Here is a 25829-nt window from a genome sequence, read left to right as displayed (position 1 = left end):
TTGTAGGTCAGAATCAAGCGGTCTGCAATCGGCCGCGCCGTCAGGCCGGGTTTTCCTCCAGGAGAAGCATGGAGAGGGAACCCATGAGGAGCGAGGCTTCGGGCAGCAGTGAGCGCTGCACGGTCGGATAGTCCTTGCTGAGCACATGGCCTACGGTGCCTCCTCCGGCCTCGTCGAACCGTTTGAGCTTCGCGGCCAGTTCCTCGGGGGACTTGCGCAACCGGCTGTAGTGCAGGATGGGCGCGTCCAAGACCAGGGCCGTGCGTCCGGTGATGCCGGTCAGCCGTTCGTGCACGGGACGCGTGAAGCGAACGGATTCTCCCTTGCGGAAGAGACGCAGTTGCAGGTCCGGCCACAGGCCGTAGCCCGCCTTGCACCTGTTTTCGTCCGGATACAGGGTCATGCGCGGGAACCAGCACGCCTCAAGCCGCTTGACGAGCATACAGGCGGTCAGCAGCCCCCAGACGTCTTCGCTGAAGGCTTCGTCGCCGTCCAGAAAGAGCGTCCATTCTCCCTCGCAGTGCTCGAGGGCGTGATTGCGCTGGGAGGCGAAGTCATCCAGGGGCCGGGCCAGATGGCGTATCGGCGCGGCGCAGGCGAAGTCGCGGTCGGGCGCGCATTCGGCGTCCCAGACCACCACCACTTCGCGGACCCACTCCGGGAACTGGGCGAAAAAGGTGTCGAGATCGGGTTCGTCCGGGTGCAGGATGACTCCCACGGACAGGTCCGGGGCCTGGACGCCCACGTGGCTCAGGTACGAGCTGTTGATGGCCTGATGCGGCCGGGCATTCATGAACAGCCGCTGGAGATTGCGGTATTCCGCGCGCCTGTCTTCGGGCAGGGTCGGATTCAGCGCCATGGTGACGTTGTCCGGGGCAACCCCGCTCATGTTCAGAATATAGAGATGGGCCCAAGGCGACGTGTCGGCCAGAAGCGAGGCGCGTGAGCCGGGGCCGTTCCATTCCGGGTTGGCGGCCAGGAAGGCGCGCGCCTTGGCGGGATCGGTCTCGCAGACGATCAGCCGAGTGCCCTCGGGCAGTCCCCGGGACAGGGCCAGGGCGTGTTCTCCCCCTTCCAGCCCGAACAGGACCAGGGTCTCGCTTTCGCTCTTTTCCAGGAGACGCAGCGTGCGTTCGGCGAACGCTACGGTTTCTTCCGCACTCGGAGCCTTGGGCGCGGGAAGGGCGTTTTCGTCGCCCTGGAAGCCGAATTCGAGGACTGCGTGGGTATATCGTTCGATCAATTCATGGTTCATTGCGTGATTCCTTTGCGCCGGAGCAGTTCCAGGTAGAGGGCCTCAAGCCGTTTGGTGATGGCCTGCATACGGTAAAGGCGCGCGGCCTTGTCCCGACCGGCCAGCCCCATCCGCCGCGCTTCGACCGGATGGGAAAACAGGTAGTTGAGGGCATTGGCATACTCTTCCGCGTTGTTGGCCACAAGTCCGGTGACGCCGTGTTCCACCAGTTCGAGCTGCGCGTTGTCGCGCAATCCTTCGCTCGGGTGGGTGACAACGGGCAGGGAACAGGCCATGGCCTCGGCGATGACCAGCCCGAAGGACTCGCCGGCGTCGTTGCCGTGGGCCAGGACCGAGACTCCGTTCAGGAAATCCGCGATCCCGGCGTCGGTCTCCACAGGGTCGTGGAGGATGACGTTGCGTTCCAGGCCGTGTAGGCGAATGAACTCCACGGCTTCGGGGACGGCCCCGATGACGTGGTAGCGGAAGTCGGGCACGTTTCGCACGAGTAATGGCAGGAAGTCCAGGGCCATTCGCGACCATTTGCCCGGGTCGGGACGGGATATGCGTCCGGCCGCGGGGGCGTCGTATTTACGGTTCGTCCTGGTCGCATTTGCGAAGAAGTCCGTGTCCACCGGGTTGTACAGGTATGTGTATCGGCCCGGATGCGGGCTGATGCCCGTGGCGTGGGAGAACCGCGTCAGGCAGAAACGGGAGACGAACAGGGTGTGGTCGATGACCGATGCCTGGGGGCTCGGGTCGTGGCGGCCGAAGACGTTGGTCTCCACCACGGCGGGCACGCGGGCGCGTTTGAGGGGAACGAGCAGTTCGGGTTCGGGCCAGCCTGCGCGGTGGATATGCACGATCTGCGGTTTGAACCGCCCGAGCACCGAGAGAAGGTCTCCCCCGATGAACGTGTCCACGCCCGAGGCGCGGATCTGCCTCGCGCGCACCCCGTCCGCCTGGCTGTAGACGGCCGGTATGAACCGGGACCGGTCGAGGTTGGTCACGAAGAGTTGCATGACCTTTTCCGTGCCGCCCAGGCCCAGGGATTTGATAACGTGAAGAACGCGGACAGGGGATGCATCCATGGCGGAAAAGTGACACATGCCGCATGTGTTGTAAATGACCGTCTATGGCCTCAAGAAAAAGGCCCCCGCGAAGGGGGCCGGTGATTCATCGGTTGGCGTTGTTGTAGGCGTTGGCCGCACGGAACTTGGCGGCCGCCGCGGCGGTCCGGAGCTGGGACGGCGTGGATGGAGCCGGAGCCGGTTTCGGAGCGGGGACGGTCTGCTTGGGCGGTTCCGCCCTCTGCGGAATCGGCGCCGCCGCATGGGCGGGCATGGCCTGAGCCGCCAGGGAAGGCTGAGGCGGCCTGGGTGCGCTTCCGGTGGATACGGTGTCGCCGGGGGCGGCCTTGCCGTCATGGATGGGCACGATCTGGGCGTAGGCCGAGCGGAGTCCGTCAAGAATCTTGATGACGTCGTCGATCATCTTGTTGTCCAGGCGGATGTTGGCCTTGACCAGTTGGGTGGTGCAGAACATGTAAAGCTGGCCGAGCTTTGGGGTGATGTCACCGCCTTTTTCCTTGTTCAGGCTTTCGGACAGCTCATGGATGATCGCCATGGCCTTGGATATGTAAATGCCCTTCTTGGCATAGTCCCGGTTGTCGATTTCCCGCTTGGCCCGCTTGAGGAATTTGATCGCCGCCTCATAGAGCATGAGGAGGAGTTCCCCCTGGGTAGTGGTTTCGACCTGGGTCGCCAGATATGCCTTTGCTGGGTTGGCCATCAATTACTCCTTCTATTCAAGCTGCGCCAATGCCGCTTCAAGCTGCCCCTGCTGAAGCTCGTACTGGCCGAGCAGAGAGTCGAGGCGCGCGTACTTCAGGCGCAGGTTGCGTTCCAGTTTCTCGATCCTGGTCTCCTCGTACGCGATCTTGTCGTCGATGGAGTCCATGATGTCGTTGTAGTTGTTCTGCAAGACCGCCAGGGGGCCGCCTTCATACGTAAATTTGTTGTAGGGCTTGGTCAGCGCGGTCAGCTCGTCGATCATCTCAGTGGCTTTGCCCGCCTTGACCGCCACCTCGCCGGAGTAGGTTCCGGCCGCAGTGTTGTTGAGCCGCAGGGCCATACCTTTCGCCGCGCCGGTCAGCCCGGTGATTTCCCAGCCCGATACGGACGCTTCTTCGCCGTTGATGGTGGCGCTGATGATCTGCGAGCCGTCGCTGACGACTTCGATGTCGTAGTCGCCGGGCATGGTCGTGCCGTCGATGAGCGAAGTGAAGGTGAAGTCCGTGGTCCGGCTGACGCCTGTCGGCTCCAGGGAAAAAAGTTCGGCCACGGCCGTGGGGTCCGACTGGAGGGCTTCTTCAAGCTTCTGATAATCGATGGTCAGCAGCCCGTAGGTGGCCGAGCCCTGTTCGGCGTCGGTCAGGATGCCGAGCTGCGACAGGGAGGAATATTTGTCGCCGGAGAGGGTGTCGTCGTCCCAAGGGGTGAACCCCAGGCCGATGTTGGCCGTGATGTTCTTCAGATTTTGCGAAACGATGTCGATGCCGTAGTTGCCGGTCAGGATGGAACCTTCGCCTTCATCGTCCACCTTGGTCAGGGCGATGATCTGGGCCCGGATGACGTTGACCGACTCCACGAAGGTCGCCACGTTCTCCGCGATGGAGTCGGTGTCCGTGGTTACGGTCAGGCTGATGACCGAGCTCGGATCTGCTTCCTTCAGGTTCAGGGTGATGCCTGTGATGATGTCGTCGATGGTGTTGGAGCCGCGTTCGATCCAGCCCGCGTTGGAAGTGGGGAAGCCGTCCACGCGAATCTGGCTGTTCTGGGCGTTCTGGGTCTCGGTGAAGCTGCCTGCGCCGAAGGCGAGCGAGCCCGCGTTGGAGATGACCAGTTGATTGTCCGCGCCCAATCCCTTGCCGGAAAGCTGAAGGTGGTAGGCACTGCCGTCGAATATGGTCGAGGCCTGGATCAAGCCCCGGGAATCGGGGTGGTTGTTGATGAGATTGACGAATCCCTCCAGCGTGGTGCCCGCCGAAATGTCGTCGATGGTCACGGACTGGCCGCCGTAGGAAAAGGTGAAGGACGTGTCCGAGGAGGCTATCACCGAACTCAGGGAGTCGGCCCCGGAGTTGGTAATCAGGATATCGTTGGTGGCCAGTTGGTTGACGACCACGGTGTGGGTGGATTCAAGAGCGTCGGCATCGGCCGCGGCGGTGAGCAGGTTGGTGTTGGAGCTGGTCGCGCCCTTGGTCATGAACTCGTTCAGGGTGTCCATTCCCTCAAGGGTGGTCTTCAGGCTGAGCAGTTGGGTGTTGAGTTCCTGGAACTGTTCGTTCTTGGTTTCCCAGGTGGCCTTCCAGTTCTCCAGGCGCGTGATTCTGGTCCGCTCCACATCGACGAGCCCGTCGATGAGGGAGTTGAAATCGGTCCCGTTTCCCAGACCGGTGAAGTTGATCGAACCCGATGTGTACGTGCTGTCTGCCATGGTTGCATCCTTGATCGGAAGTTTTTTCCCATTCCATTAGGTATGAAATGGACTGCAATCATGATGCCACGAAAATAAAACAAGAAAACCTTGGAAATACAAAGGGCCGGACCCACTTGGAGCCCGGCCCGAAAGTCGCTTTGCAGCGATGCTTTTGCCGCCTAGCCGAGCAGGGACAGAGCCATTCTCGGCATACTGTTGGCCTGGGCCAGCATGGAGACTGCGGACTGGGTCAGAATCTGGTTGCGCACGAATTCGGTCATCTCGGTGGCGACGTCCACGTCGGAGATGCGGGATTCGGACGCCTGGACGTTCTCGGCCTGGATTTCCAGGACGGTGACGGTGTTTTCCAGGCGGTTCTGCAACGAACCGAGGTTGGCGCGGATCTTATCCTTGGAGATGATCGCGTTGTTCAGGACGTCCAGCGATTGCTGAGCCAACTGCTGAGTGGAGATGGAGCGTCCCGAGGTGCCCGTTGCGCCGAGGCCGACACCGAGAGCGGAGGCCGTGGCCGTGCCGATCTGGATGTAGTAGTAGTCTTCCGAGGAGTCGTTGCCGGTGCCGAAGTGGACCTTCAGCTTGCCGGTGGACTGGAGGCCGGAGCCGTCGTGAGTCGCGCCGGACAGAGCGCCGTTGAGCAGGTAGATGCCGTTGAAGTCGGTGGAGTTGGCGATACGGGTGATTTCCGAAGCCATGGCCTGGTACTCGGAGTCGATGATCAGGCGCTGGTCGGAGTTGTAGGTACCCGTGGAGGCCTGCATGGCCAATTCCTTCATACGGATCAGTTTTTCATCGATAACGCCGAGAGCGCCGTCAGCCGTCTGGATGAGGGAGATGGCGTCGTTGGCGTTGCGGATGCCCTGTTGCAGGGAGCTGATGTCGGAGCGCATCAGTTCGCGAACGGCCAGACCTGCGGCGTCGTCCGCGGCCTGGGTGATGCGCAGACCGGAAGACAGGCGACGGGTGGACGTTTCCAGGTTTCCGTAAGAGACACCCAGGTTGCGAGCAGCATTCATCGCCATCAAGTTGTGGTTGATAACCAGGGACATAATTTCCTCCTTGAAATTGTTTTGGCTTCCATGCCTAGGTCGTATCCCGGCGGAATAAGGTTTTGCCGGGTAACCTTCTTTTGTTGCTCACTTCATCGGCGATGGCTGTAAAAACTTTAGGCTTCATGAACGATTTTTATATTCCGTATTCCATGAATATGGCTGGACTTTTCGGCGGGTGCTGGAAAAGGCGGACCAAAAGGCGCGTCAAAGCCCGCCTGGGCCGCCGGGATGCGGCGGAATGCAGGGCGACGGAGAGGAAGTGTCGTGGAATCGGTGTGTTGCGCGGATCAGCCGAAAGTGTCGCGCATGATCGAGAGGAGCTTTTTCAGGCGGTTCTCGTAGGTGTGTTCGGCCAGAATGCGGCGCAGGGCGGCCTGGGCGATATTCTTCCGTGCCGTCTCGTCGGCCGCGAATCGCTCCACCGTCGCGGGGATGTCCTCCACGCGACGGTAGACCGCGGCTTCGCGATCCAGGTCGAAGAGGTCCTCCATCTGCTCGCGGTGGTCGGTCAGGAGGAACCCGCCGCAGGCCGGGACGTCGAAGACCCGCTGGTTGACCGCGCCCTTCATCTGGCGGCTGGTGCAGTTGAAATTGATTTCGGAGCACGGGTAGAATCGCGGAAGGTCCCTATAATAGTCCAGAGGCGGCAGGAGTTTCGCTTCGGACTTTCCGAGGAGCCCGGTCCATCCGTCGTCTCCGACGATGAGCGGGGCATAGGGAAGGGTGGCCCGCACGCAGGTCAGCCTGTATTGCCGTGTGGCCTCCCAGGTGAGCAGGGATTCGGCGGCCAAGCGTTGTTCGCGGGCGGGCAGTCCGTGCAGCGCGTCGAGCCAGTCCTGGCGCTCGGCTTTGAGGAACCGAACTACCGAAGTTTCGCCCGAATTGCCGAACGCTGCGGCCACGGCCTCGTATTCTCCGGCCAGTGAAGCGGGCAGGGCGGCAAGGGCAAGGCTTCGGGCGACAGGCCTAGCCATGGAGTTGCCCACGAAGGATATCCCGCTTTTCCATTCAGGAAGCCCCGCGCCCGCGCTGGGATGAAATCTGTGCGGGTCCGTGGCCAGGGGCAGGTAATGCACATGCTTGAAGCCCCTGTTCAGCATCTCGTCGAGGTTGCCCGCATCGAAGGTGAAGATGGCCGTATTGTCCGCGCCGGGGTGGGCGTAGTCGAAGAGGATCAGGTGCGGGTTGTCCACGAACCAGGAGGCGAGCGGCAGGCCGAGGTCGTCGAGCAGCCCGGCCAGTTTGCCTTCGCGGTCCAGGCCGAAGTGGTTGACCGTCAGGACGAAGTCCGGCCGGAAGTCGACTACCGCCTTGAGCAGATTCTCGATGAATCGGCTGCTGCCGGTCTCGCGATCGTCCAGACGCAGGGGGCGGCACGGGACGTCCAGCCGTTGCAGGGCCGCCTGGATTTCCCGGCAGAGGAAATAGTCGGAGTCGAGGAAGAGCGCGCGGGGCCGGGATGACCGGAATTTCGGGTATCGGGCCAATGACCAGAAATCGGTGGGCGCGCCTTCCTTGAGGATTTGGGCCAGTGCGCCGTAGTATGCCCGGTCGAGCCTCTGATACAGAGGGAGGATCACCGGAACGAGAGGGCGGCCGCCGTGTTTCTCGCGCCAGGCCGTCAGACGGTCCAGGGCGCGGGCCGGGTCCGGGGCGTCGACATGAAGACAGGTGTCGGGTGCGCGGCCGTCGACGGCGTTGGTCAGGGCGAGCAACCCGGTCTCCTTGTCCGCTACAGCCACGGGCAGTCCCCGCTCAAGCAGCAGGTCCAGGCAGTGTCCAAGCCCTGCGCCAAGGAGCACGGGCAGGCTGTTGTCCGGTACGGCCCGGGCCAGTTCGGATTCCCGCTCAAGGCCGCTCCGGCCCCAGAGGTGCCAGGTCTTTCCCTGGATGCGGATGCGCAGGTCCGCGAGCGTTTTGTCATCGAAGACCTGTTCGGCCGTGTACGGGATGGAAGGCATGATTGGGATTTGTACTGCATTTGCCGCGTGTCCGGCAAGGGCGGGCGCGGACGAAAAGGGCCGCCCCGGCTTTTGCCGGAGCGGCCCGCGACTGCTTTGTGGGGCGTGTCTTATTCGGACCCGCCGAACAGCCCCTTGATGGCGCCGCCAACGGATTCTCCGGCCTTGCCCGCTCCCTCAACGGCCTTGCCGAGGGCCTTGGAGAGCTGCTTGCCGACTTCGGTCACAGCGCCTGAGACGTCGCCGGTCATTTCGCCGAGGACCTGGGCGAAAGCCTCTGCCGGGGTGGTCTCCTTGTCCTTGCCGATGTCCTTCATGTGGATGTCGGGAAGAGCGATGCCCATGCCCTTGTCTCCGAAGGCGTCGAGCATGGAGCCGCCCAGGTTGATTTTCCCGTTGCGGACGATGAAGTCATTGATCTGGATCGTCTTTCCGGCTCCCGCCTGTTCATCCTTCGCCGCGGCGTCCTGCTTCTTCTCGCTGGCCACGGTTTGCTTGATATTGTTGACGATGGTCTGGAAGTTGTCGGTGTTGCCCCGTTTTTCATAACTGATGACCGGGCTGTCCACGAAGACTTCCTCAATGATGATCTTGTCCTTGGTCAGGGAGTCGGTGTTCACCTTGACGCGGATGGTTCCGCATTCGATGGCGCTGGGCATCTTGAATCCTTCCGGGTTGCCCAGGTAGAAATCGGACAGTGTGCCCGATCCGGAAAGAACGGAGATATCCGCGGAACCGAGCCTGACGTCGGTTTTGGTGATGGGCGGGCCGAACTCTTCAACGGCGGTTTTCACCAGGCCGCCGAGGTTGAGGATAATGAGCACCACGGCGGCGATGATGCCTGCAATGAGAACGCCTGCGCCTATGAGGATGTATTTTTTCATTTCGGCTCCTGGTTGGGGATGGAAATTATTGGGAAACCATACTGCATTCCCGCTGTCCGGGCAACCCGTCAGCGGAAATGTCGCGGAAGTGTCGGAAAGGGGTCTCCGGCCAAATGCCGCATGTCCTTGGTGCCGGCGCCCAGTCTTCCCGAATCGAGGGACGGGCCGGGTTCGGGCAGGATTTCTTCGGCCCGATCGAACACCGCTGGTTCAAGGCGGCGGCAAAGGTTGGCGGCCTGATCCGCGGCGCGGTCCATGAGTTCGGTCAGACTTTCTTCCCGGGGATCGCCGGAGACCGGATCAAGATAACGGATGGGCCCCTGGATGCGATAGGCCTGATCCAGCCAGCGGGGCGAGTAGAACAGGGCCGCGATCTCCCTGGCGGTGTTCGGGAGCCATGCCGATGCCGCGAATAGGGTCTTGGACAGGCCGCTCGACGGGAAAAGCGACTGGAAGCGGGCGAAGACGCCGAAGGCCGAGGCCAGCGCCGGGGCCGCCTTGGCTTCCCGGATGTCGGCGAGCTCGGCCAGTCCTGCCATGGGGAGGGCCGTGTATAGGGCCGGCCCGAGAGCTGTGAGCAGGTTGCGTATACGGTAGAGGGGGCTGCCGATCATCTCCGGGCAGGCGGTCATGTCCATGAGCGATTCCAGGGCGCGGTGGCGCTGACGGGCCAGGGACTTCTCGCGGCGCGACGCGGCGTAGTAGTCGCCTGTCAGGTGCCAGACCATGGGATGCATGACCGTGTCCGCCCAGAGGTGGGAGGCCATGCCCACGAGCAGGGCGGCAGCCAGATCGCGGTCCGGAGCCGTCGCTGCGTGGCTGGCCTGGAGCCGGAGCAGAGCGTGTGTGTCTTCGCCTTTCGCCCCGTGAATGCGGTGAGCCATCTTGGCCATGGGCAGGGCGCGGGGCGTGGCCCCGAAAAACAGGGCGTCATGAAACACGGCCCCGAGGAACAGTCCTTGGGGGCGGGCCGCGATGCCGGGCGCGAAACGCGTGTCGGCAAGTCTCGCCGCGGTCTTTTCGGCTGTTTTGAAGTGAATCAGTTCCTTGGGCATGGCGTTCGGTTTATGGTTTGCCTTGCGACCATCCTACTTGATACTGTCCGCGTGGCAACAGAAACATTAAACGGTCGAGGAGAACATGTCCAAATATCTTATTAACGAAGAGTATGCCGTGGAGGAAGCCGGTGCGGCCAAGGCGTATGGCCGGGGCGAGCGGCGCGAAGACTATGCGGACCCGTGGAAGGAGACCGGCAACGTCATCCTGCTCGGACTGCCCGGTTCCGGACGCCGCGAGTTGGCCCGTCTGCTGGCCGAACGCACCGGCAAGTCCGCGATTGTTCCGGAGGATGCGCAGGCCGCGGCCGAGGCGTTGCGGGGGAGCGGTGCGGTCATCGTCCTCGAAGACCGTCTTGTCGACGCTCCCGAAGTCGGGCCGCTCATCCATTCCGCAGGCAAGGTTTTTTATCTCATGGCCGACACCCATCTGCTTTCAAAGCGGGTGGCCGAGCGCGACGGAATCGCCGATGCCGACGAACTGTGGCGCGGCCTTTCGGCCCGGCTTGCGGAAGTGGAGCCCGTCTTTTACAGCGTGCTTCATTTCATTCTGCAGGGGGCGGAACAGCCGCAGGACCTGCTGGACGACGCCATGGAGAAGATCGGCTACTAGGGCCGCACGGGAGGCTGGTGACAGCCCCGGCGGTTTACGGTAAGCAGAGACACCTTTTCACCTACCTACATATATAATTGGAGCCCAAGACATGCCGGAAAAGCAACTCAGGGTCGAGTTTCTGTCCATGACCCCCAATGCACTGTCCCTCATCTACGCCGCGTTTCGCCAGTGCTACCACGCCGGGTTCGTGGCCGACATGTGGCCGCGGCTGCTTTCCGGAGAAATCGACCCGCAGGTCCAGGCGGACTTCGTATCCAAAACCATGGAGTCCGGACACGACAGTCCCATCGAGCATGTGTCCATGACCTTCGCCGTGGAGGGAATTTCCCGCGCCTGTTCCCATCAGGTGGTCAGACACCGCATCGCTTCCTATTCCCAGCAAAGCCAGCGGTACGTGGCCGAGAACGACATGGACTACATCCTGCCTCCCGCCATAGCTAAGATTCCGGAAGCCAAGGAACGATTCGAGGCGTTCATGGCCGAGGTGCAAAGCGCATACTCCGACCTGCGGGACATCCTGGTGGCCCATGGGCGTCAGTCCAAGGCCAACGAGGACGCCCGCTTTGTTCTGCCCCAGGCCGCCGAGACAAAAATCGTCATGACCATGAACTGCCGAAGCCTGCATCACTTCTTCCACTTGCGCTGCTGCAATCGCGCCCAGTGGGAGGTCCGGGCCATGGCCAACGCGATGCTGGCCGTCTGCAAGGAAAAGCTGCCCGCAATTTTCGCCAACGGTGGAGCGCGCTGCGAACAGCTCGGATATTGCCCGGAATCAGCAAAATTCGCCTGCGGGAAATACCCGACGCGGCACGAACTCGATGGATGATTTTTCCATAGGCCGGGATTTTTTCCTGCCGTCGGGAGGCCTTGTCCTCCTTGCCGTTTCAGCCTTTTTGGAAAAAATGTTAATCAATTCGAAACATTGTAGCTGTTCGTAACGAACGGGTCGCCGTCAGCCCTTGCGCTTAGCGGGTTTTACGGAATATCGGAATGTCGGTTGTAGACGTTTATCATATACAGTAATAATTGTTATTTTTTTATTCTAAATTATTACAATATGTTAGAGCAATATGGCTTGAATTACTCCCGATTGAGTAGGAAACAGGTTGTCGCAAATCGAAAATAAAGAATGCGAAAAATAGTGAAATCATGAAGAAATTGTCGAAATCGCGATTGTAACATGTTGAAAAGATTTTCAACAGTTGTTTAAAAGTGGATACTCTAGATTTCTTCGAGACCCTGAAAACCCTTGTTACGCCGATGTTTCAAACCGGCCGGGCCTGAAACGGCGGCGCTCTGTGGGTTTTTAAATAAATAGATATATTACAATATGTTATCTGATTGAGAGACTGTCGATAATCTGTTTCGGTCTTTGGCGTTTCATTGAATAATGCGAATTGTTTCTTCCACCCTGATACATTATCTCCCTCAACATGATCGACACTGCCTGGAAGCAAATACTCTACTCTCTTGAGAAGAGCCTCAACGCTGGTCTCTTCACCGTATGGATTAAACCCCTGAAAGGTCGCGTGGACGGCAATCGTCTCACCCTGACCGCGCCCAACGAGTTCGTGGCCAACTGGGTGCGCGACCGCCTGCTCCAGGTTATCCGCGAGTCCGCGGCCGAAGTTCTCGGCGTGGAACCCCGAATCACCATCAACATCGCAGCACGGGAGCCCGGCGCGAAAGTGGTTTCCCCGGCCGGGAAAAAATCGGCCGTCGCGGAGCGCGCCCCCCGGCATATGGGACTGCCCCTCGGGCAGAGCCTCAAGCCCGTGACGGTCTCCAATTGGCGGTTCTCCTTCGATGATTTCGTTGTGGGTCCCTCCAACGAGCTCGCCTGCGCGGCCAGCAAGTCCATCGGCTCCACGGCCTTCAATTCCGATCATCTGTTCCTCAGCTCCGGTCCCGGGCTGGGCAAGACGCATCTGCTGCAATCGGTGGGCAACGAGCTTTGCCGCACGTCCAACCGCAAGCATCTCAAGGTCGCCTGCCTTTCTTCTGAAGAGTTCGCCACCCGCTGGGTGCTGGCCTTCAAGGCCGGTCAGGTGGATCAGTTCAAGGCTCAGTTCCGCGAGTCCCTCGACGTCCTGTTGCTTGAAGACGTCCACTTTTTCCAGGGCAAGGAGAAGATGCAGGAAGAACTGCTCTGCACCCTCAACGCCCTGCGCGATCGCGGCTCCAAGGTGGTCCTGACCAGCTCGTTCATGCCCAAGGAATTTTCCAAGGTCGATGATCGCCTGGTTTCGCGCTTCTGCTCGGGCTTCCTCGCGCACATTAACAGGCCGGACATGGAAACCCGCCGCCGTATCCTTCTGGACAAGGCGCGCCGTTTGCAAGTCACCGTGCCGGTCGAGGTCTCGGAGCTCCTGGCCGAGCGGATCACCACCGACATTCGCCAGTTGGAAAGCTGCCTGAACAACCTGGTCCTCAAGGCGCGTCTGCTCAATCGCGACGTGACCATGAATCTGGCCTGGGAAGTGCTCGAGAACTACGCGGTGCAGAACGCCTCTCCGGATTTCCCGCATATCATCCAGTTTATCTGCAAATGCTACGGCCTGTCCGAAGATGAGCTGCGTTCCAAGAGCCGCAAACGCGACATCGTTCTGGCCCGCAACACCGCCTTCTACCTGGCCAGGAAGCATACTGAACTGTCGCTCAAATGCATCGGCGAACGTTTGGGCCGCAAACATTCCACCGTGCTCAAGGGCATCACCAAGGTGGAGCGGGAAATTTCCCTTCAGACGCCGCTGGGACGGCAGATCGAGAACACCACCCAGCGGCTCACGCCGTAATACGCCCCCCGCATATTCTCCCGGCAACGCCTTCGGCATCAGTCACATGGTCGAGCCGCGCTGAGGGAGAATATTTCAGGCCGGTCGCAAGACCGGCCTTTTTTTTTGGGAATTGCCCCTTTTAAGTTTCTGAAGAGAGAAATCAGGCGCTGAAAGCCGCTCCGCATGATTAGTCGGGTGATTTCGCCTCCGGTGGGCAAGGGGTCGCCCCCTTGCATCCCCTGTGAGCGCCTTCGGCGCGTTCTTTTTTCGCATCGCGGCGTTCTGCCGCGAAAGCGGGAAGTTAAGGTTATTAGGCGTTGGGGTGCGCCGGTTCATTTTCGTTTAAGGAAGAATCTAATGTGCGGAGTATGCGTGGAGGTGTCTCAAAAACGTCGGTGGACATGAGGCCGGTGACGCCGGGTAGGAGAACGGCGCGCGGCGTCTGCGTAGCCGGATCGCTTCCGGCGGACGGAGCTAGTGGGAAGTGGTCCCTTGCGCCGGGTCAGCCGAGCGGCGAAGCCACATCGTGGAGGAAGCGGATGACCTGGGTGCGGATATCGTCGCGGATGGCGCGGGCAGCGGACCGTTGCTCCTCGGGCGACCCGGTGACGAGCTCGGGATCTGGAAAGGCCCAACTGAGGCTGATGGTGCCGTATGGCAGCTGCGGAAGCCTTGAAAGGGTCTCGGGACCGCAAGTGCTGATGACGTAGTGGAAGGGCGGATTCCCGCGGAGCTGGGCGAGGACGTTGCTGGCGACGTTGTTCGCGAGGTCGAAGCCGTCTTCGCGCATGACGTTCAAGACCAGCGGGCTGATGGCGGTGGGAGCGGTCCCGGCGCTTTGGACCTCGAAGCGGTCCTGGCCGAATTTGCGCAGAAAGGCTTCGGCGATCTGGCTTCTTCCGCTGTTGTGTACACAGATGAAGAGCACGCGTATGGGGGGCATGTAGGCAACTCCTTGTGGGAATTGCTCTAGCTCTGCAACGTTACGGGCGTAGGACGGTCCGGTGGCCGGAGTGTATCAACTTTCCGGTAACGGCGCGTCAGGCGTCATTCGGTTCGCCGTATCCGCCGCCGCCCGGGGTCTCCATGCGCATGCGGTCTCCGGCGCGCAGGGTACGGTGGAATTTGCCCGGTTCCGTTTGCGCGGCATCCCTGCTGATGACGACATTGACGCCGGGAGAGCCGGATCGCCCGCCGTTCACGCCGAAGGGACCGCGTGTGCGTCGTTCGGAAATGACCGTGATCTCGGCGTCGGCAAGCATTTCCAATTCGCGGATCAGACCGTCGCCGCCGTTGTGCCGCCCTCGGCCGCCCGAGCCTCGCCGGATGGCGTATTCCCGGACCCGGAAGGGGTAGGCGTACTCCAGGGCCTCTATCGGGGTGTTCAGGGTATTGGTCATGTGCGAATGCACGGCGGATTCGCCGTCATGGCTCGGGCTTGCCCCCATGCCGCCCGCCAGTGTTTCGTAGTAGGCGAAGGGAGAGGTTCCGTCCCTGCCGCCGATGGTCAGATTGTTCATGGTTCCCTGGCTGGCGGCGGGCATGGATTGGGGGAGGGCCTTGGACAGTGCGCCGAGGAGTACGTCCACCAGCCGTTGGGAGGTCTCAACGTTGCCGCCGGCCACCGCGGCCGGGAAGGCCGCGTCCACCACCGAGCCGGGCCGGGTGATGACGGCAAGCGGGCGCATACATCCCGCATTGGCCGGGATGTCGCGTCCCGCCAGGGCGCGGAATACATACAGCACGGCGGACAGGGTAATGGCTCTGACCGCGTTGACGCCGCCTTGCACCTGATCTCCGCTGGCGGAAAAGTCCAGCCGGGCATGGTCGCCTTCCACGGTCATGGTCAGGCGGATGGCGATATCTTTGTTGCCCTGGCCGTCGTCTTCGAGAACGTCCTCGAAGTCGAACGTCCCGTCCGGGATGGAGGACACCGCCTGCCGGGTGATGCGTTCGGAATAGTCCATGAGGGCGCGTCCGTAGTGGGCGCAGGTGTCGAGCCCGTATTTCCCGATGCATTCGTTCATGCGTCGGACTCCCGTTATGTTGGCCATGAACTGCGCCGAGAAGTCGCCTTCGCGTTCAAGCGGGGTGCGCACGTTGTTGAGAATGAGGCGCATGAGCTCCGCGTCCGTCTTTCCGTCCCGAACGATGCGGACCGGGGGGATTATCAGGCCCTCCTGGAAGAGGGAGACGGACAGGGGCATGGAGCCGGAGGACATTCCGCCCACGTCCGCATGGTGGGCGCGGTTGGCGACGAAGAACACTGGTTCGTCCGTTTCCGGGGCGAAGACCGGGGCCACGATGGTGATGTCGGGCAGGTGTGTGCCGCCCTTGAAGGGATCGTTGAGCATGACCATGTCGCCTGGGGCGAATCCGCCTTGTTCCTCCATGGCGGTCATGGCGGCTTTGACGGACAGGGGCATGGAGCCGAGATGCACCGGAATGTGTGCGGCTTGGGCGATCATGTCGCCCTTCGCGTCGAAGATCGCGCAGGAGAGGTCTCGGCGTTCCTTGATATTAGGTGAAAAAGCCGTGTGGGTCAGGGTGACGCCCATCTCCTCGGCAATGGAGGAGAAGCGGTTTTTGAAGACTTCCAGGAGGATGGGATTGGTCTGCATACCGAAGACTAGCCGCAAGCCGGTCGGTCCGGCAACCTCTTTCCCGGTTTATGCCTTGCGCAGGGCTTCGAGTTTCCGGCGCGCTTCATCCGGATTCAGGCCGCGTTTGGCCGCGATCTGGTCCAGGTTGGCCTCGGCGTCGGAGGGGCGGACGTAGACGGGATCAATGGACTCGCTGGAAAAATCGGCTTGATTCGCTGCGATCAGGAGACGTTCCGGCGCAGGGTTGTCGAAGGCCGGGTCGAGCAGGACGTAGCCGGGGTTGGTCCCGGCGAGTTCCTCGAAGAACGCGGCGTTCTTGCGCAGGCCGGTGCCCATGAGATGGGCCATTGGACCGAACTCGGTCATGCGCGAAGCGGCCTGTTCGAGGGACAGGGCGTCCAGCGGGGCTGTCTCCGTCAGGTCCGGGCAATGGAAGGACTGCATGTAGACCAGTCCTCGCCGGGCGTACGTCAGGACGTGAAGCGGCCCGTCGAGCAACGGTCCGGGGCCGGAGGCCAGCAGGGGCAGGTAATCGATTCCGGCCAGGGGGATGCCCAGCCCGGCGGCCAGCCCTTCGGCCGCGGCCAAAACCAGGCGCAGGCCGGTGAAGCTGCCGGGGCCGCGTACGCAGGCAATGCGGGCGAGCGCCTTCGTAGTCAGTCCGAATTCATCAAGCACGGACTGGAGTCCCGGTACGAGGAACCGCACGGACTGGCCTGGCACGGTCCACTGACGGGAGGCGAGCAGCCAGTCGCCGTCGGGACCGGGTTGGCCCAGCACGAGCTGAAGCCGTTCCTCGGCCCCCGCCAGAACCAGGGTAAGATCGTGGGGCGTTGTGGTTTTGGGCATGGCCATGGATGGTCCTAGCCCAGGAGTCGGCGCACGTCGTTGAAGATGGCCAGGGACATGAGCAGGAGCAGCACGAGCAGCCCCACGCGCATGGACATGGCTTTCCAGCGGTCGCTGAGCGGCCTGCGGAAGATGATCTCCAGCCCGAAGAAAAGGATGTGCCCGCCGTCCAGGACGGGAATGGGCAGCAGGTTGATGATCGCCAGGTTGATGGAGATGAGCGCCATCATGCCGAGCAGGTCGAAGAAGCCGTTTTGGGCCGACTGGTGGACCATTTGAGCGAGCATGATCGGCCCGCCGACGGATTCCACGGGGATGAGCCGCTCGATGATGGAGACGAATCCCTTCACCACCACTTCGGACATGTACCAGGTATGGGCCAGGGCGGGCCAGATGCCGAGGCCGTCGATGGGCTCGTAGCGCATCTGTCCGGCCTGGTTGATGCCGACCATGGGGACGGTTACGTCTTCGCCGAACAGGTTCTTGAAGGTGTTCACCTGGGGGGTGACGGTCAGGGTCAGCGTTTCGCCGGTCCTGTCCACCACTACGGAGAGGGGTTTGCCTTCGGCGGCGCGGATGGTTTCGACCATCTGCGTCCAGGATTTTACGGGAACGCCGTCAATGGCCGTAACGACGTCGTCCTTGACGAATCCGGCCTCGGCCGCGGGGGAGTCGGGCAGGACGCCGCCCACCACGGGCAGCATGACGGCCTGTCCCTGGGCCAGGGCCAGGAACCAGTAGATCAGGAAGGCCAGCAGGAAATTGAAGAACGGACCGGCGGCCACCACGCAAAGGCGTTGCCAGGCCGGGCGGTTCTGGAAGAGCTGGTCATCGGGGAAATCGGATTCCTCCTCGCCCTGCTCACCGGCCAGGGCCACATAGCCGCCCAGGGGGATGATGGAAATCTTGTAGTCGGTCTTGCCCGAGGTGAAGCCCGCCAGCTTCGGCCCGAAGCCCAGCGAGAAGGCCTTGACCCCCATGCCGAATATCCGGGCCACTACGAAGTGGCCGAGCTCGTGAAAGAAGATAAGTCCGCCCAGTACCAGGACAATGGCGATGGTGCTCGTGATCATGTATTCCTCGTGTCGCCGCGTTGGTGAAAAAAGCGTGCGGCTCCGATAACTATAACCATTTTCGGATGGCTGGCTAGAGGCGCGCCTCGGTTTCCCGCCGGACCTCCCGATCGAGGGCCAGCACCGCCTCCGGCGTGGATACGTCCACAGGGGCGTGGCGGTCAAGTCCGGCTTCGATTATGGCAGGGATGTCGGTGAATCCGATGCGTTCGTTCAGGAAGGCGTCCACGGCGATTTCGTTGGCCGCATTGAGCACGATGGGGTGGCTCGGTCCGGCGTCGAAGGCTTCGCGGGCCAGCCGCAGGCAGGGGAAGGCGTCCAGGTCGGGTTCCTCGAAGGTCAGTGTGCCCACCGAGGCCAGTTGGAGCCGGGGGACGTCCACCGTGACCCGCTCGGGGTAGCAGAGGCAGTGGGCGATGGGCACCTGCATGTCGGGGTTGCCCATGTGGGCCAGTTGGGAGCCGTCGACGTACTCGACCAGGGAGTGGACGATGGACTGGGGATGAACCACCACGTCCACCATCTCGGGCGGCAGGCCGTAGAGATGGCAGGCCTCGATAAGTTCGAGCCCCTTGTTCATCAGGGTGGCCGAGTCGATGGAAATTTTCGCGCCCATGTTCCAGTTCGGATGGGCAAGAGCCTGATCGCGGGAGACTGTTTCGAGGAACGCGCGGCTTTTGCCTCGGAACGGTCCGCCGGAAGCCGTCAGGATCAGCCGCCTCAGCTCTTCGTCCTTGCCGTGCCCCGCCAACCCCTGGAACAGGGCGTTGTGCTCGGAGTCCACGGGCAGGATCACCGCCCCGGTCCTGCGGCAGGCTTCCCGGATAAGGTGGCCGCCCAGAACCAGGGATTCCTTGTTGGCCAAGGCGATCATTTTGCCTGTTTCGGCCGCAGCCAGGGTCGGGGCGAATCCGGCCGCTCCCACGATGGAGGAGAGGACCATATCCACATCGTCCATGACGGCCAGCCGGATGTACGCGTCGGGGCCGACCAGCAGTTCGGGGGCGTAGCCGACGGGCAGGTTGTCGAGAAATTCGTGTCGGGCATCGTCGGTCAGCACGGCCGCGTATTCGGGCCGGAACCGGGCGCACAGTTCCGCCAGCTTGCGGCCGTTGCGTCCGCCCGCCAGCGCCTTGACCGTAAACCGCTCGGGGTGCTTGCCCACCACCTTGAGTGCGGAGTCGCCGATGGAGCCCGTGGCCCCGAGAATGGCGAGCCTGCGCGGGAAGGGCGGAGTGGCGACCGATGCGGGCCAGGGAGAGATGTAGGTTTTCATGGGGTGGTCCCGGAACTAGGCGAAGAAGGGCTGGAACATGGAGATCAGTCCGTAGCAGGGGGTGACGAAGAGCAGGCTGTCGACCCGGTCAAGCAGACCGCCGTGGCCGGGGAGAATGACCCCGGAGTCCTTGATGTCCAGGGAGCGCTTCAAAGCGGACTCGAAGAAGTCGCCGAATTGGGCGGCGACGTTCAGGGCCGCGCCGAGCAGAAGCCATTTCCACCAAGCCACGTCGGGCAGGCCGAAAATCAGGCCCCAAACCAGGGTGGCGGCGGTACATGCGCACAGTCCGCCGATGGAACCGGCCCATGACTTTTTGGGACTGATGCGAGGCCATATCTTGCGCTTTCCGAACAAGGTCCCGGCATAGAAGGCGGCGGTGTCGGAAACCACGGCCGCCCCCAGAACCAGCAGGATTTCAAACCTGTTGTATTGGAGAAAGAAATGTAAATTCAGCGGGATGTAGAACAGGCCGGCCAGGAAGATCGCCGCGTGGCGGTACGATGCTGCCACGTCCTTGTTGTATCGCAGCAGGAAGATCATGGCCGAAGCCCAGAAGGCCAGCGCCATGGTGATGGCCGGATAGCGAAGGTCGTTGGTGGTGTAGGCCCACATGAGCAGAAAGGTGCAGGCGGCTCCCAGCGCTTTGAATGCGGTCATGGACTGCACGGGCCGGAACATGGAGTAGAACTCCCACAGGGTCAGGACACTGAACAGGGCGAGAACCGCGAAGAGAACCCATCCCTGGAAGAACAGGGCGAGAGCCGGGAGTATTGCCAGGACGGCGCTGGTGGCGATTCGTTGCTTGTGAGGGGAGTTTTCCATAGGTGAATTCAGCGGTTAGTGATGTTTTCGGATTCAGGTGAATCCATTCCCTCTACGCTATTTGCCGGGCGGGGGCAACAGGGAGGGCCGCCCATAGGCGGCTATGCATTGTCCACCTGTTCCCCCGTTTTGCCGAAGCGTCGTTGGCGGCCGTTCAGGTCTTCGATGGCCTTGTCCAGCTCGGACGGGGTAAAGTCCGGCCAGTAGATATCCGTGAAGTAGAATTCCGCGTAGGCAGACTGGAAGAGGAGGTAGTTCGACAGGCGCAGTTCTCCGCTGGTGCGGATGACCAAATCCGGGTCGGGCTGGCCTCCGGTCCACAACTCTGCGGCGAAGGTTTCCTCGGTGATCGCTTCGGGGGGAACCCCTTTGGCGGCCAGATTCCGGGCCGCGCGGACGATCTCCTCCCGGCCCGAGTAGTTCAGGGCCAGATTGAGGGTCATTTCCGAACACGTTGCGGTTTGGCGCATGACGTGCCTGAGCACCTGACGGACCGCCAAGGGCATGTCGTCGATTTCGCCCAGGACGTTGAGACGGATGCCCTGTTCCTTGAGGCCCGCCTCCTCCCGCTTCAGGAAAGTGGTCAGGAGGTCGAAGAGCGTCTTGATCTCGTCTTTGGGGCGGGACCAGTTTTCCTTGGAGAAGGTGTACAGGGTCAGGTGGCGAACGCCGAGCTCGCGGCAGCGGGTGACCACGGCGCGGGCCGCCTCGGTCCCGGCCCTATGGCCTTCGGAACGCTGCAGCCCGCGCTGTTTGGCCCACCTGCCGTTACCATCCATGATGATGGCTATATGGGTGGGGATATGCATGTTGCTCAAGGAATGTCCCGTTAGATTTCGAGGATTTCTTTTTCCTTGGCGGCCATGACTTCGTCGGCCTTCTTGACGTATTCGTCGGTCATCTTCTGGACGTCGCCTTCACTACGGCGCAGATCATCTTCGGAGATTTCCTTGTCCTTTTCCATCTTCTTGAGGATGTCGTTCATGTCGCGTCGCACGTTGCGGAGGGCGATCTTGGCGTCTTCGGTGTATTTCTTGGCCACCTTGACGAGCTCCTTGCGGCGCTCTTCGGTCAGGGGCGGGATGGCGATGCGGATGATCTTGCCGTCGTTGACCGGATTCAGGCCCAGATCGGAGCTCTGGATGGCCTTTTCCACGGCACCGAACGCGCCCTTGTCCCAAGGCTGAATGGTGATGGTCTTGGAGTCGGGCACGGATACGGAGGAAAGCTGGCTGATGGGAGTGGGCGTGCCGTAGTAGTCCACCTGGATGGAATCCACCAAGGCGGTGGTGGCGCGGCCCGTGCGCAGCTTGCCGAATTCTTTTTCAAGGGAGCCGATGGCCCCGGCCATTCTTTTTTTGCCGTCGTTCAGTACGGTTTGCATGTTAGTCTCCTTGAACAGTCGTTCCGATGTTTTCACCGTTGGCGGCCCTGCGGATATTGCCTTCCTTGTGGAGGTTGAAGACGATGATCGGCAGGTTGTTGTCTCTGGCCATGGAAATGGCGGTGGAGTCCATGACGCCCAGACGCTTTTCCAGGGTCTCCATGTACGAGACCGTTTCATATTTGACCGCGTCGTCGTATTTGGCGGGGTCCTTGTCGTATACGCCGTCAACCTTGGTGGCCTTGAAAATGGCGTCGCATTTGAGCTCGAGCGCCCGCAGGGCGGCGGCCGAGTCCGTAGTGAAGTAGGGGTTGCCGGTCCCGGCGGCACAGATGACCACCCGGCCCTTGTCCATGTGCCTGAGCGCACGGCGGCGGATGTACGGTTCGGCGACGTCGGCCATGGACAGTGCAGTCATGACCCGGGTGTCGCAGCCGTTTTTCTCCAGCGCGTCCTGAACGGCCAAGGCGTTCATGACGGTGGCCAACATGCCCATGTAGTCGCCCTGGGCGCGGTCCATGCCCTTGGCCGAGGCCGCCATGCCGCGAAAGATGTTGCCTCCGCCGATGACGAGCGCCATCTGCAGGCCGGTGGCGGCCACCTCGGCAATCTCTTTGGCAAACTGGCCGATGGCGCTCGGATCGATGCCGAACTGCTGTTCACCGGCAAGAGCTTCGCCGCTCAGTTTCAATAAAATCCGCGAATAACGCGTCTTGGTCATTGTTACCCCTGGGTGTCGAATGGTTGCGATACGATCTCGCCAAAAGGCGATAGCATGTTTTCCGGACAAAAAAAACGGGCCGTGAGGCCCGTTTTCATTTTTTCGGCAGTTCGGTTACTCGGCCTTTTCACCGAGAGCCAGTCGGTAAAAACTGGCGACGGCGCCGCCTTTGAGGATCTGCTTGATGGTCTGCTTGTCGTCCTTGATGAAGGCCTGTTCGACCAGGCAAACGTCCTTGTAGAACTTGTGCAGGCGGCCGGAAACGATCTTCTCGGCGATGGCTTCGGGCTTGCCCTCGTCCATGGCCTGCTTGAGGTACAGGGCCTTTTCCTTTTCCAGGATATCGGCCGGGAGTTCGTCGGAGGTGATGCAGGCCGGGTTCATGGCGGCCACGTGCATGGCCACGTCCTTGGCCACTTCGACGTCGTCGGTGCCGGTCAGCTCGACAATGGAGCCCAGCTTGTTGTTGGAGTGGATGTACACGCCGAGCACGCCGTCGGTGGAAACCTTGGCGAAGCGGCCCACGCCCATGTTCTCGCCGAGTTTGGCGATGAGGTCGGTGACGTCGGTCACTTCCTCGGGCAGGGCGGAGGCGTCGCCGGAGGTCACGTCCAGACCGGCGATCTTCTCGGACAGAGCCTGGGCGAAAGCCTGGAAGTCGTCGCCCTTGGCGACGAAGTCGGTCTCGCAGAGGAGCTCGGAGATGACGGCGGTCTTGCCGTCAGCGGAAACGTAGGGAGTGATCAGGCCTTCGGAAGTGGCGCGTCCGGCTTTCTTGGCGGCCTTGGACAGACCCTTCTCGCGAAGGTACATGACGGCCTTTTCCTCGTCCCCTCCGGACTCGGCAAGGGCCTTCTTGCAATCCATCATGCCGGCGCCGGTCTTTTCGCGCAGGGCCTTAACTTGTGCAGCAGAAATCGACATTATTAGTTCTCCTCGGTAGCGGCCTCGGCGGTAGCTTCGGCCTTCTCTTCGGGTTGCTCGGCGGGAGCGGTCACGTCCTTGGCTGCGGCTTCGGCCTTGGAGGCGAAGTCCTTCTGCATGGCGCTGCCCTCGGTGCAGGCGTCGGCCATATGGGTGGCGAACAGCTTGATGGCGCGGATGGCGTCGTCGTTGCCGGGGATGATGTAGTCCACCATGTCGGGATCGCAGTTGGAGTCAACCACGGCGACAACGGGGATGCCGAGCTTGCGGCATTCCTGAATGGCGATCTGCTCGCGCTTGGGATCGATGACGAAAACGGCCTGAGGGGCTTCGGTCATGTCCTTGATGCCGCCCAGAGCCAGGTTCAGCTTTTTGATCTCACGGTTCATGCCCACTGCTTCCTTCTTGGTGTAGCGGGAGATGGAACCGTCCTCGAACATCTGCTCGAGGGTCTTCAGGCGGTCGATGGAACGCTTGATGGTCTGGAAGTTGGTCAGGGTGCCGCCCATCCAGCGGTGGGTGACGTAGTACATGCCGGCGCGCTCGGCCTCGGCCTTGACGGATTCCTGAGCCTGGCGCTTGGTGCCGATGAACAGGACCTTGCCGCCCTTGGCGACGGTGTTGACGATGAAGTCATGGGCGGTGGCAAACATCTTGACGGTCTGCTGCAGGTCCATGATGTGGATGCCGTTGCGGGCGCCGAAGATGTAGGGGCGCATTTTGGGGTTCCAACGGCGGGTCTGGTGTCCGAAGTGGACGCCGGTCTCCAGCATCTGCTTCATAGTAACGTAAGCCATGATGATCTCCTGGGTTTTTCGTCCATCCCGCGGTCCTGTAAGGAGCTCGTGCCATCACGGGCCACCCGGAGTTATGGGCGGGATGTGTGAATTTAAAGTCGGGGGTAGTTAACGCATTGTTCCGCGGTTGGCAAGGGGGAAAACGCGTTTTTTCCCGGTTTGTAAGCTTCCCGCGGCCGTCGTCACTCGCCGAAAGCGCGATTCATGAGCCGTTTTCCCAGTCCCCCGAAATCCTGGGGCGCATAGCCGAAAACTTCGCGCCACACGCCGGTCGACTCCATGCAGAAGTAGAGCTGTTCCTCCATGCCGTGGGCGCGCAGCCTGTCGACCATGAACTTGAACTGTTCGACGCGCAGGGGGCGCAGCAGCCGCGCCTTGCCGTCCAGGCCGGGAACAAACTCATTATAGATGTACGTGGTTTCCGGGAACTTGTCCTCGATGATCGGCGTAAGCTGGGGCATACAGCGGAAGGAGCCGAGAGACATGTAGGCGATCTGCTCCGGCCTGACATAGTCGAAGATGCGGTCGATGATCTCCGCATAGCCGTCGCGCCAGCCGTCGAAACGGATGATCGGGTCGAAGTGCAGGCATACCTTGAAACCCGCCTCGGCGCAGGTCCGCGCCGCCTCCAGCCGCTCCGTCAAGGTCGACACGCCGAACTCCTCGTGCTCGTTGACGAACGGGGCGTTCAGGGACCATGCGGGCAGGACGCGGTCCGTGCGCGTGGTTCCCTCCATCCAGGAGAGGTCCACCACCTTGGATTTCAGCTCCAGCACCACATTTTCGTAGTCTTCCAGGAAACGCACCAGGTCGCGGCTGTAGCCGGTCAGGTGTTCCAGGGCCAGGGAGTCGGTGAATTCACCGGTGCCCACCCGGAAGCGGGTGGATCGGTCCGTGCCGAATCCGTCGGCCAATTCCCTGAACAGGTCGTCCTGATTGGCCCATATCTTGAGCATCCGGTCCTGGAAATACGCCTGGAGGATGCAGTAGGAACAGGCCATGGGGCAGTTCTCGCCGATATGGATGATCCGGTAGCCGCAACAGTGGTAGGCGCGGGTGCCGGGACAAAACCGAAGGAATTTCCCCTTGTATTCCTTGAGATACAGGGCCTGGGTTTCGCCTTGTTCGAAGCTCACCCTGTCCTGATCCGGCGCAACCACGGTCCAGGGAATGTCCGCCTTGCCGCCGTCGGCCAGCCGTTCGCGGACGCGTTTGACCATCGGGGCGTCCGTCATGGACTCGTCCACGAATACTTGGCCGATTTTGCTCAGGTGGGCGGGCAGACTATTCATCGTTGCCGCCCGGATTGAAAACGGCTTCCCAGGCCGGAGAGTCGGCCATGGCCCGCAGTTCCTCGATGGCCCTGGCGAGCCGGCCTCTGTCGGCGATCCGCACGGACAACTCCGCGCCGTCGGTTTCGAAACTGTCCGGCTGGACCAACTTCCAGGATGTCCCGCCCGTAACGGTCCGCGCCGCAGCGTCGAACCGGCCGCGCAGGCGGGTCAGCTCGGGGTATCGTACCTGCCGGGCCGCGGCGCAGAGTCGCGCGATGGCGTCCTTGGGCGAAAGTCCCTGGCCGAGGATGTCGTCCATCCCGGCGCGGGCCATGACCTCCGCCACAGGACATCCCGCCATCTGTCCGGTCTCGAAAAGCCAGGTCAGCAGGTTGACCGCGTTGGACCGGGACCAGGACATGGCTGAGAACAGCGGCAGGACCGCATCGCGGTCGGCGTCTGACATGCGCCCGAGAATCGTTCCCGCGGCAAGCGGCAGGAATCCCCGGCCCAGCAGCGCCTGCCACTCGGCGGGCATTTTGAGCCAGTCCATGAGCGACCGGGCGTCCTTGGATTTCGGCCGAACCCCGAGGCGGGGCAGGATGTCGCGTTCCAGGGTTTCGGCGTCCATGAGCGGGGCGAAATACTGCAACGCCTTGAAGCGCATGGCGTCGTCGAGCTCGCGATGGGCGTTGTCGGCCAGGTAGAGCAGGCCGAGCCCCACCGCGTCCGCGTCTTCGACCATGCGGGCCAGGACGGGCCTGTCGAGTTCCGTCAGAACGGCCAGCCGGGCCGCGCCCGCAGCCAGTTCCAGCCCGTTGCTCCCCGCATGGACCAGGATCGGCGCGGACTGTCCTATTTCCTCAAGGGATTTTCGAAGTGATTCCGTAATATTGTCGGCCCAGAACAAATGGCTGCCCCCGGCCCGGACGGCCTCGGCAGAGGCCGTGAAAATCTCGTTTGTCAGATGCAATGCGGACTCCTGAAAGTTTCTCTCTTTGTCGCTTCAACGGATTGATATTGTTT

Annotated in this window: 24 protein-coding genes; 3 read left to right on the top strand and 21 right to left on the bottom strand. The window is 61.7% G+C overall.

Going from position 1 to position 25829, the window contains the following annotated elements:
* Nucleotides 1–40 precede the first annotated feature (40 nt).
* From PSN43_RS08320 to PSN43_RS08285, 8 genes are all read right to left on the bottom strand, one after another.
* The gene (locus PSN43_RS08320) at nt 41–1255 is read right to left on the bottom strand and encodes a glycosyltransferase (RefSeq protein WP_272700267.1); all 1215 of its coding nucleotides are present in this window, start codon (nt 1253–1255) and stop codon (nt 41–43) included.
* Nucleotides 1252–2325, bottom strand: coding sequence for a glycosyltransferase family 4 protein (locus PSN43_RS08315; protein ID WP_272700266.1), 1074 nt, complete (start codon nt 2323–2325; stop codon nt 1252–1254). Before PSN43_RS08315 ends, PSN43_RS08320 begins: the two co-directional genes overlap by 4 nt.
* Before the next feature lie 85 nt (nt 2326–2410).
* Complete coding sequence (gene fliS / locus PSN43_RS08310) at nt 2411–3025, bottom strand: flagellar export chaperone FliS (protein WP_272700265.1); 615 nt, start codon at nt 3023–3025, stop codon at nt 2411–2413.
* Between the two features lie 12 nt (nt 3026–3037).
* Nucleotides 3038–4732 (bottom strand): flagellar filament capping protein FliD, encoded by a 1695-nt coding sequence (gene fliD / locus PSN43_RS08305; RefSeq protein ID WP_272700264.1) that lies wholly within the window; start codon nt 4730–4732, stop codon nt 3038–3040.
* Nucleotides 4733–4893: 161 nt separating this feature from the next.
* Nucleotides 4894–5781 carry a flagellin N-terminal helical domain-containing protein gene (locus PSN43_RS08300; RefSeq protein ID WP_272700263.1) on the bottom strand — a complete coding sequence of 296 codons (888 nt, stop codon included), beginning with the start codon at nt 5779–5781 and terminating at the stop codon, nt 4894–4896.
* Between the two features lie 290 nt (nt 5782–6071).
* A complete protein-coding gene (locus tag PSN43_RS08295) occupies nt 6072–7745 on the bottom strand; it encodes a CgeB family protein (RefSeq protein ID WP_272700262.1) in 1674 nt (557 codons plus the stop codon).
* A gap of 110 nt (nt 7746–7855) precedes the next feature.
* Nucleotides 7856–8629, bottom strand: a complete 774-nt coding sequence (locus PSN43_RS08290) for a hypothetical protein (protein ID WP_272700261.1) — start codon at nt 8627–8629, stop codon at nt 7856–7858.
* A gap of 68 nt (nt 8630–8697) precedes the next feature.
* On the bottom strand, nt 8698–9684 hold the full coding sequence (locus PSN43_RS08285; RefSeq protein ID WP_272700260.1) for a zinc dependent phospholipase C family protein: 987 nt from the start codon (nt 9682–9684) through the stop codon (nt 8698–8700).
* An 85-nt stretch (nt 9685–9769) separates the two neighbouring features.
* On the opposite strand from PSN43_RS08285, the gene PSN43_RS08280 reads away from it, so the two are divergent.
* From PSN43_RS08280 to dnaA, 3 genes are all read left to right on the top strand, one after another.
* Nucleotides 9770–10297, top strand: a complete 528-nt coding sequence (locus PSN43_RS08280) for a hypothetical protein (RefSeq protein WP_272700259.1) — start codon at nt 9770–9772, stop codon at nt 10295–10297.
* A gap of 91 nt (nt 10298–10388) precedes the next feature.
* Nucleotides 10389–11126, top strand: a complete 738-nt coding sequence (thyX, locus tag PSN43_RS08275) for an FAD-dependent thymidylate synthase (RefSeq protein WP_272700258.1) — start codon at nt 10389–10391, stop codon at nt 11124–11126.
* A 607-nt stretch (nt 11127–11733) separates the two neighbouring features.
* On the top strand, nt 11734–13095 hold the full coding sequence (gene dnaA / locus PSN43_RS08270; RefSeq protein ID WP_272700257.1) for a chromosomal replication initiator protein DnaA: 1362 nt from the start codon (nt 11734–11736) through the stop codon (nt 13093–13095).
* A 484-nt stretch (nt 13096–13579) separates the two neighbouring features.
* On the opposite strand, the gene PSN43_RS08265 is transcribed toward dnaA, so the two are convergent.
* The 13 genes from PSN43_RS08265 to PSN43_RS08205 form a co-directional block, all read right to left on the bottom strand.
* A complete protein-coding gene (locus tag PSN43_RS08265) occupies nt 13580–14020 on the bottom strand; it encodes an arsenate reductase ArsC (protein WP_272700256.1) in 441 nt (146 codons plus the stop codon).
* 97 nt (nt 14021–14117) lie between these two features.
* The gene (locus tag PSN43_RS08260; RefSeq protein ID WP_272700255.1) at nt 14118–15698 is read right to left on the bottom strand and encodes a hydantoinase B/oxoprolinase family protein; all 1581 of its coding nucleotides are present in this window, start codon (nt 15696–15698) and stop codon (nt 14118–14120) included.
* A 48-nt stretch (nt 15699–15746) separates the two neighbouring features.
* On the bottom strand, nt 15747–16529 hold the full coding sequence (gene tsaB / locus PSN43_RS08255) for a tRNA (adenosine(37)-N6)-threonylcarbamoyltransferase complex dimerization subunit type 1 TsaB (RefSeq protein ID WP_272700254.1): 783 nt from the start codon (nt 16527–16529) through the stop codon (nt 15747–15749).
* A 14-nt stretch (nt 16530–16543) separates the two neighbouring features.
* Nucleotides 16544–17602 carry an RIP metalloprotease RseP gene (gene rseP, locus PSN43_RS08250; RefSeq protein ID WP_272700253.1) on the bottom strand — a complete coding sequence of 353 codons (1059 nt, stop codon included), beginning with the start codon at nt 17600–17602 and terminating at the stop codon, nt 16544–16546.
* Between the two features lie 73 nt (nt 17603–17675).
* A complete protein-coding gene (gene dxr, locus PSN43_RS08245) occupies nt 17676–18878 on the bottom strand; it encodes a 1-deoxy-D-xylulose-5-phosphate reductoisomerase (RefSeq protein ID WP_272700252.1) in 1203 nt (400 codons plus the stop codon).
* Between the two features lie 15 nt (nt 18879–18893).
* Nucleotides 18894–19703, bottom strand: coding sequence for a phosphatidate cytidylyltransferase (locus tag PSN43_RS08240; protein WP_272700251.1), 810 nt, complete (start codon nt 19701–19703; stop codon nt 18894–18896).
* Nucleotides 19704–19804: 101 nt separating this feature from the next.
* Nucleotides 19805–20512, bottom strand: a complete 708-nt coding sequence (gene uppS, locus PSN43_RS08235; protein ID WP_272700433.1) for a polyprenyl diphosphate synthase — start codon at nt 20510–20512, stop codon at nt 19805–19807.
* A 20-nt stretch (nt 20513–20532) separates the two neighbouring features.
* A complete protein-coding gene (gene frr, locus PSN43_RS08230) occupies nt 20533–21087 on the bottom strand; it encodes a ribosome recycling factor (RefSeq protein ID WP_272700250.1) in 555 nt (184 codons plus the stop codon).
* Between the two features lies 1 nt (nt 21088).
* Nucleotides 21089–21808 carry a UMP kinase gene (gene pyrH, locus PSN43_RS08225; protein WP_272700249.1) on the bottom strand — a complete coding sequence of 240 codons (720 nt, stop codon included), beginning with the start codon at nt 21806–21808 and terminating at the stop codon, nt 21089–21091.
* A gap of 114 nt (nt 21809–21922) precedes the next feature.
* Entirely contained in the window at nt 21923–22732 is an 810-nt protein-coding gene (gene tsf / locus PSN43_RS08220; RefSeq protein ID WP_272700248.1) for a translation elongation factor Ts, read from the bottom strand.
* Between the two features lie 2 nt (nt 22733–22734).
* Complete coding sequence (gene rpsB / locus PSN43_RS08215) at nt 22735–23529, bottom strand: 30S ribosomal protein S2 (protein WP_272700247.1); 795 nt, start codon at nt 23527–23529, stop codon at nt 22735–22737.
* A gap of 182 nt (nt 23530–23711) precedes the next feature.
* Nucleotides 23712–24821, bottom strand: coding sequence for an SPL family radical SAM protein (locus tag PSN43_RS08210; RefSeq protein ID WP_272700246.1), 1110 nt, complete (start codon nt 24819–24821; stop codon nt 23712–23714).
* Nucleotides 24814–25776, bottom strand: a complete 963-nt coding sequence (locus PSN43_RS08205) for a hypothetical protein (RefSeq protein ID WP_272700245.1) — start codon at nt 25774–25776, stop codon at nt 24814–24816. Before PSN43_RS08205 ends, PSN43_RS08210 begins: the two co-directional genes overlap by 8 nt.
* Nucleotides 25777–25829 lie beyond the last annotated feature (53 nt).

This window comes from Desulfovibrio sp. Fe33, from assembly GCF_028532725.1.
Classification (GTDB): Bacteria; Desulfobacterota; Desulfovibrionia; order Desulfovibrionales; family Desulfovibrionaceae; genus Pseudodesulfovibrio.
This window is presented reverse-complemented; position numbering and strand designations above follow the sequence as displayed.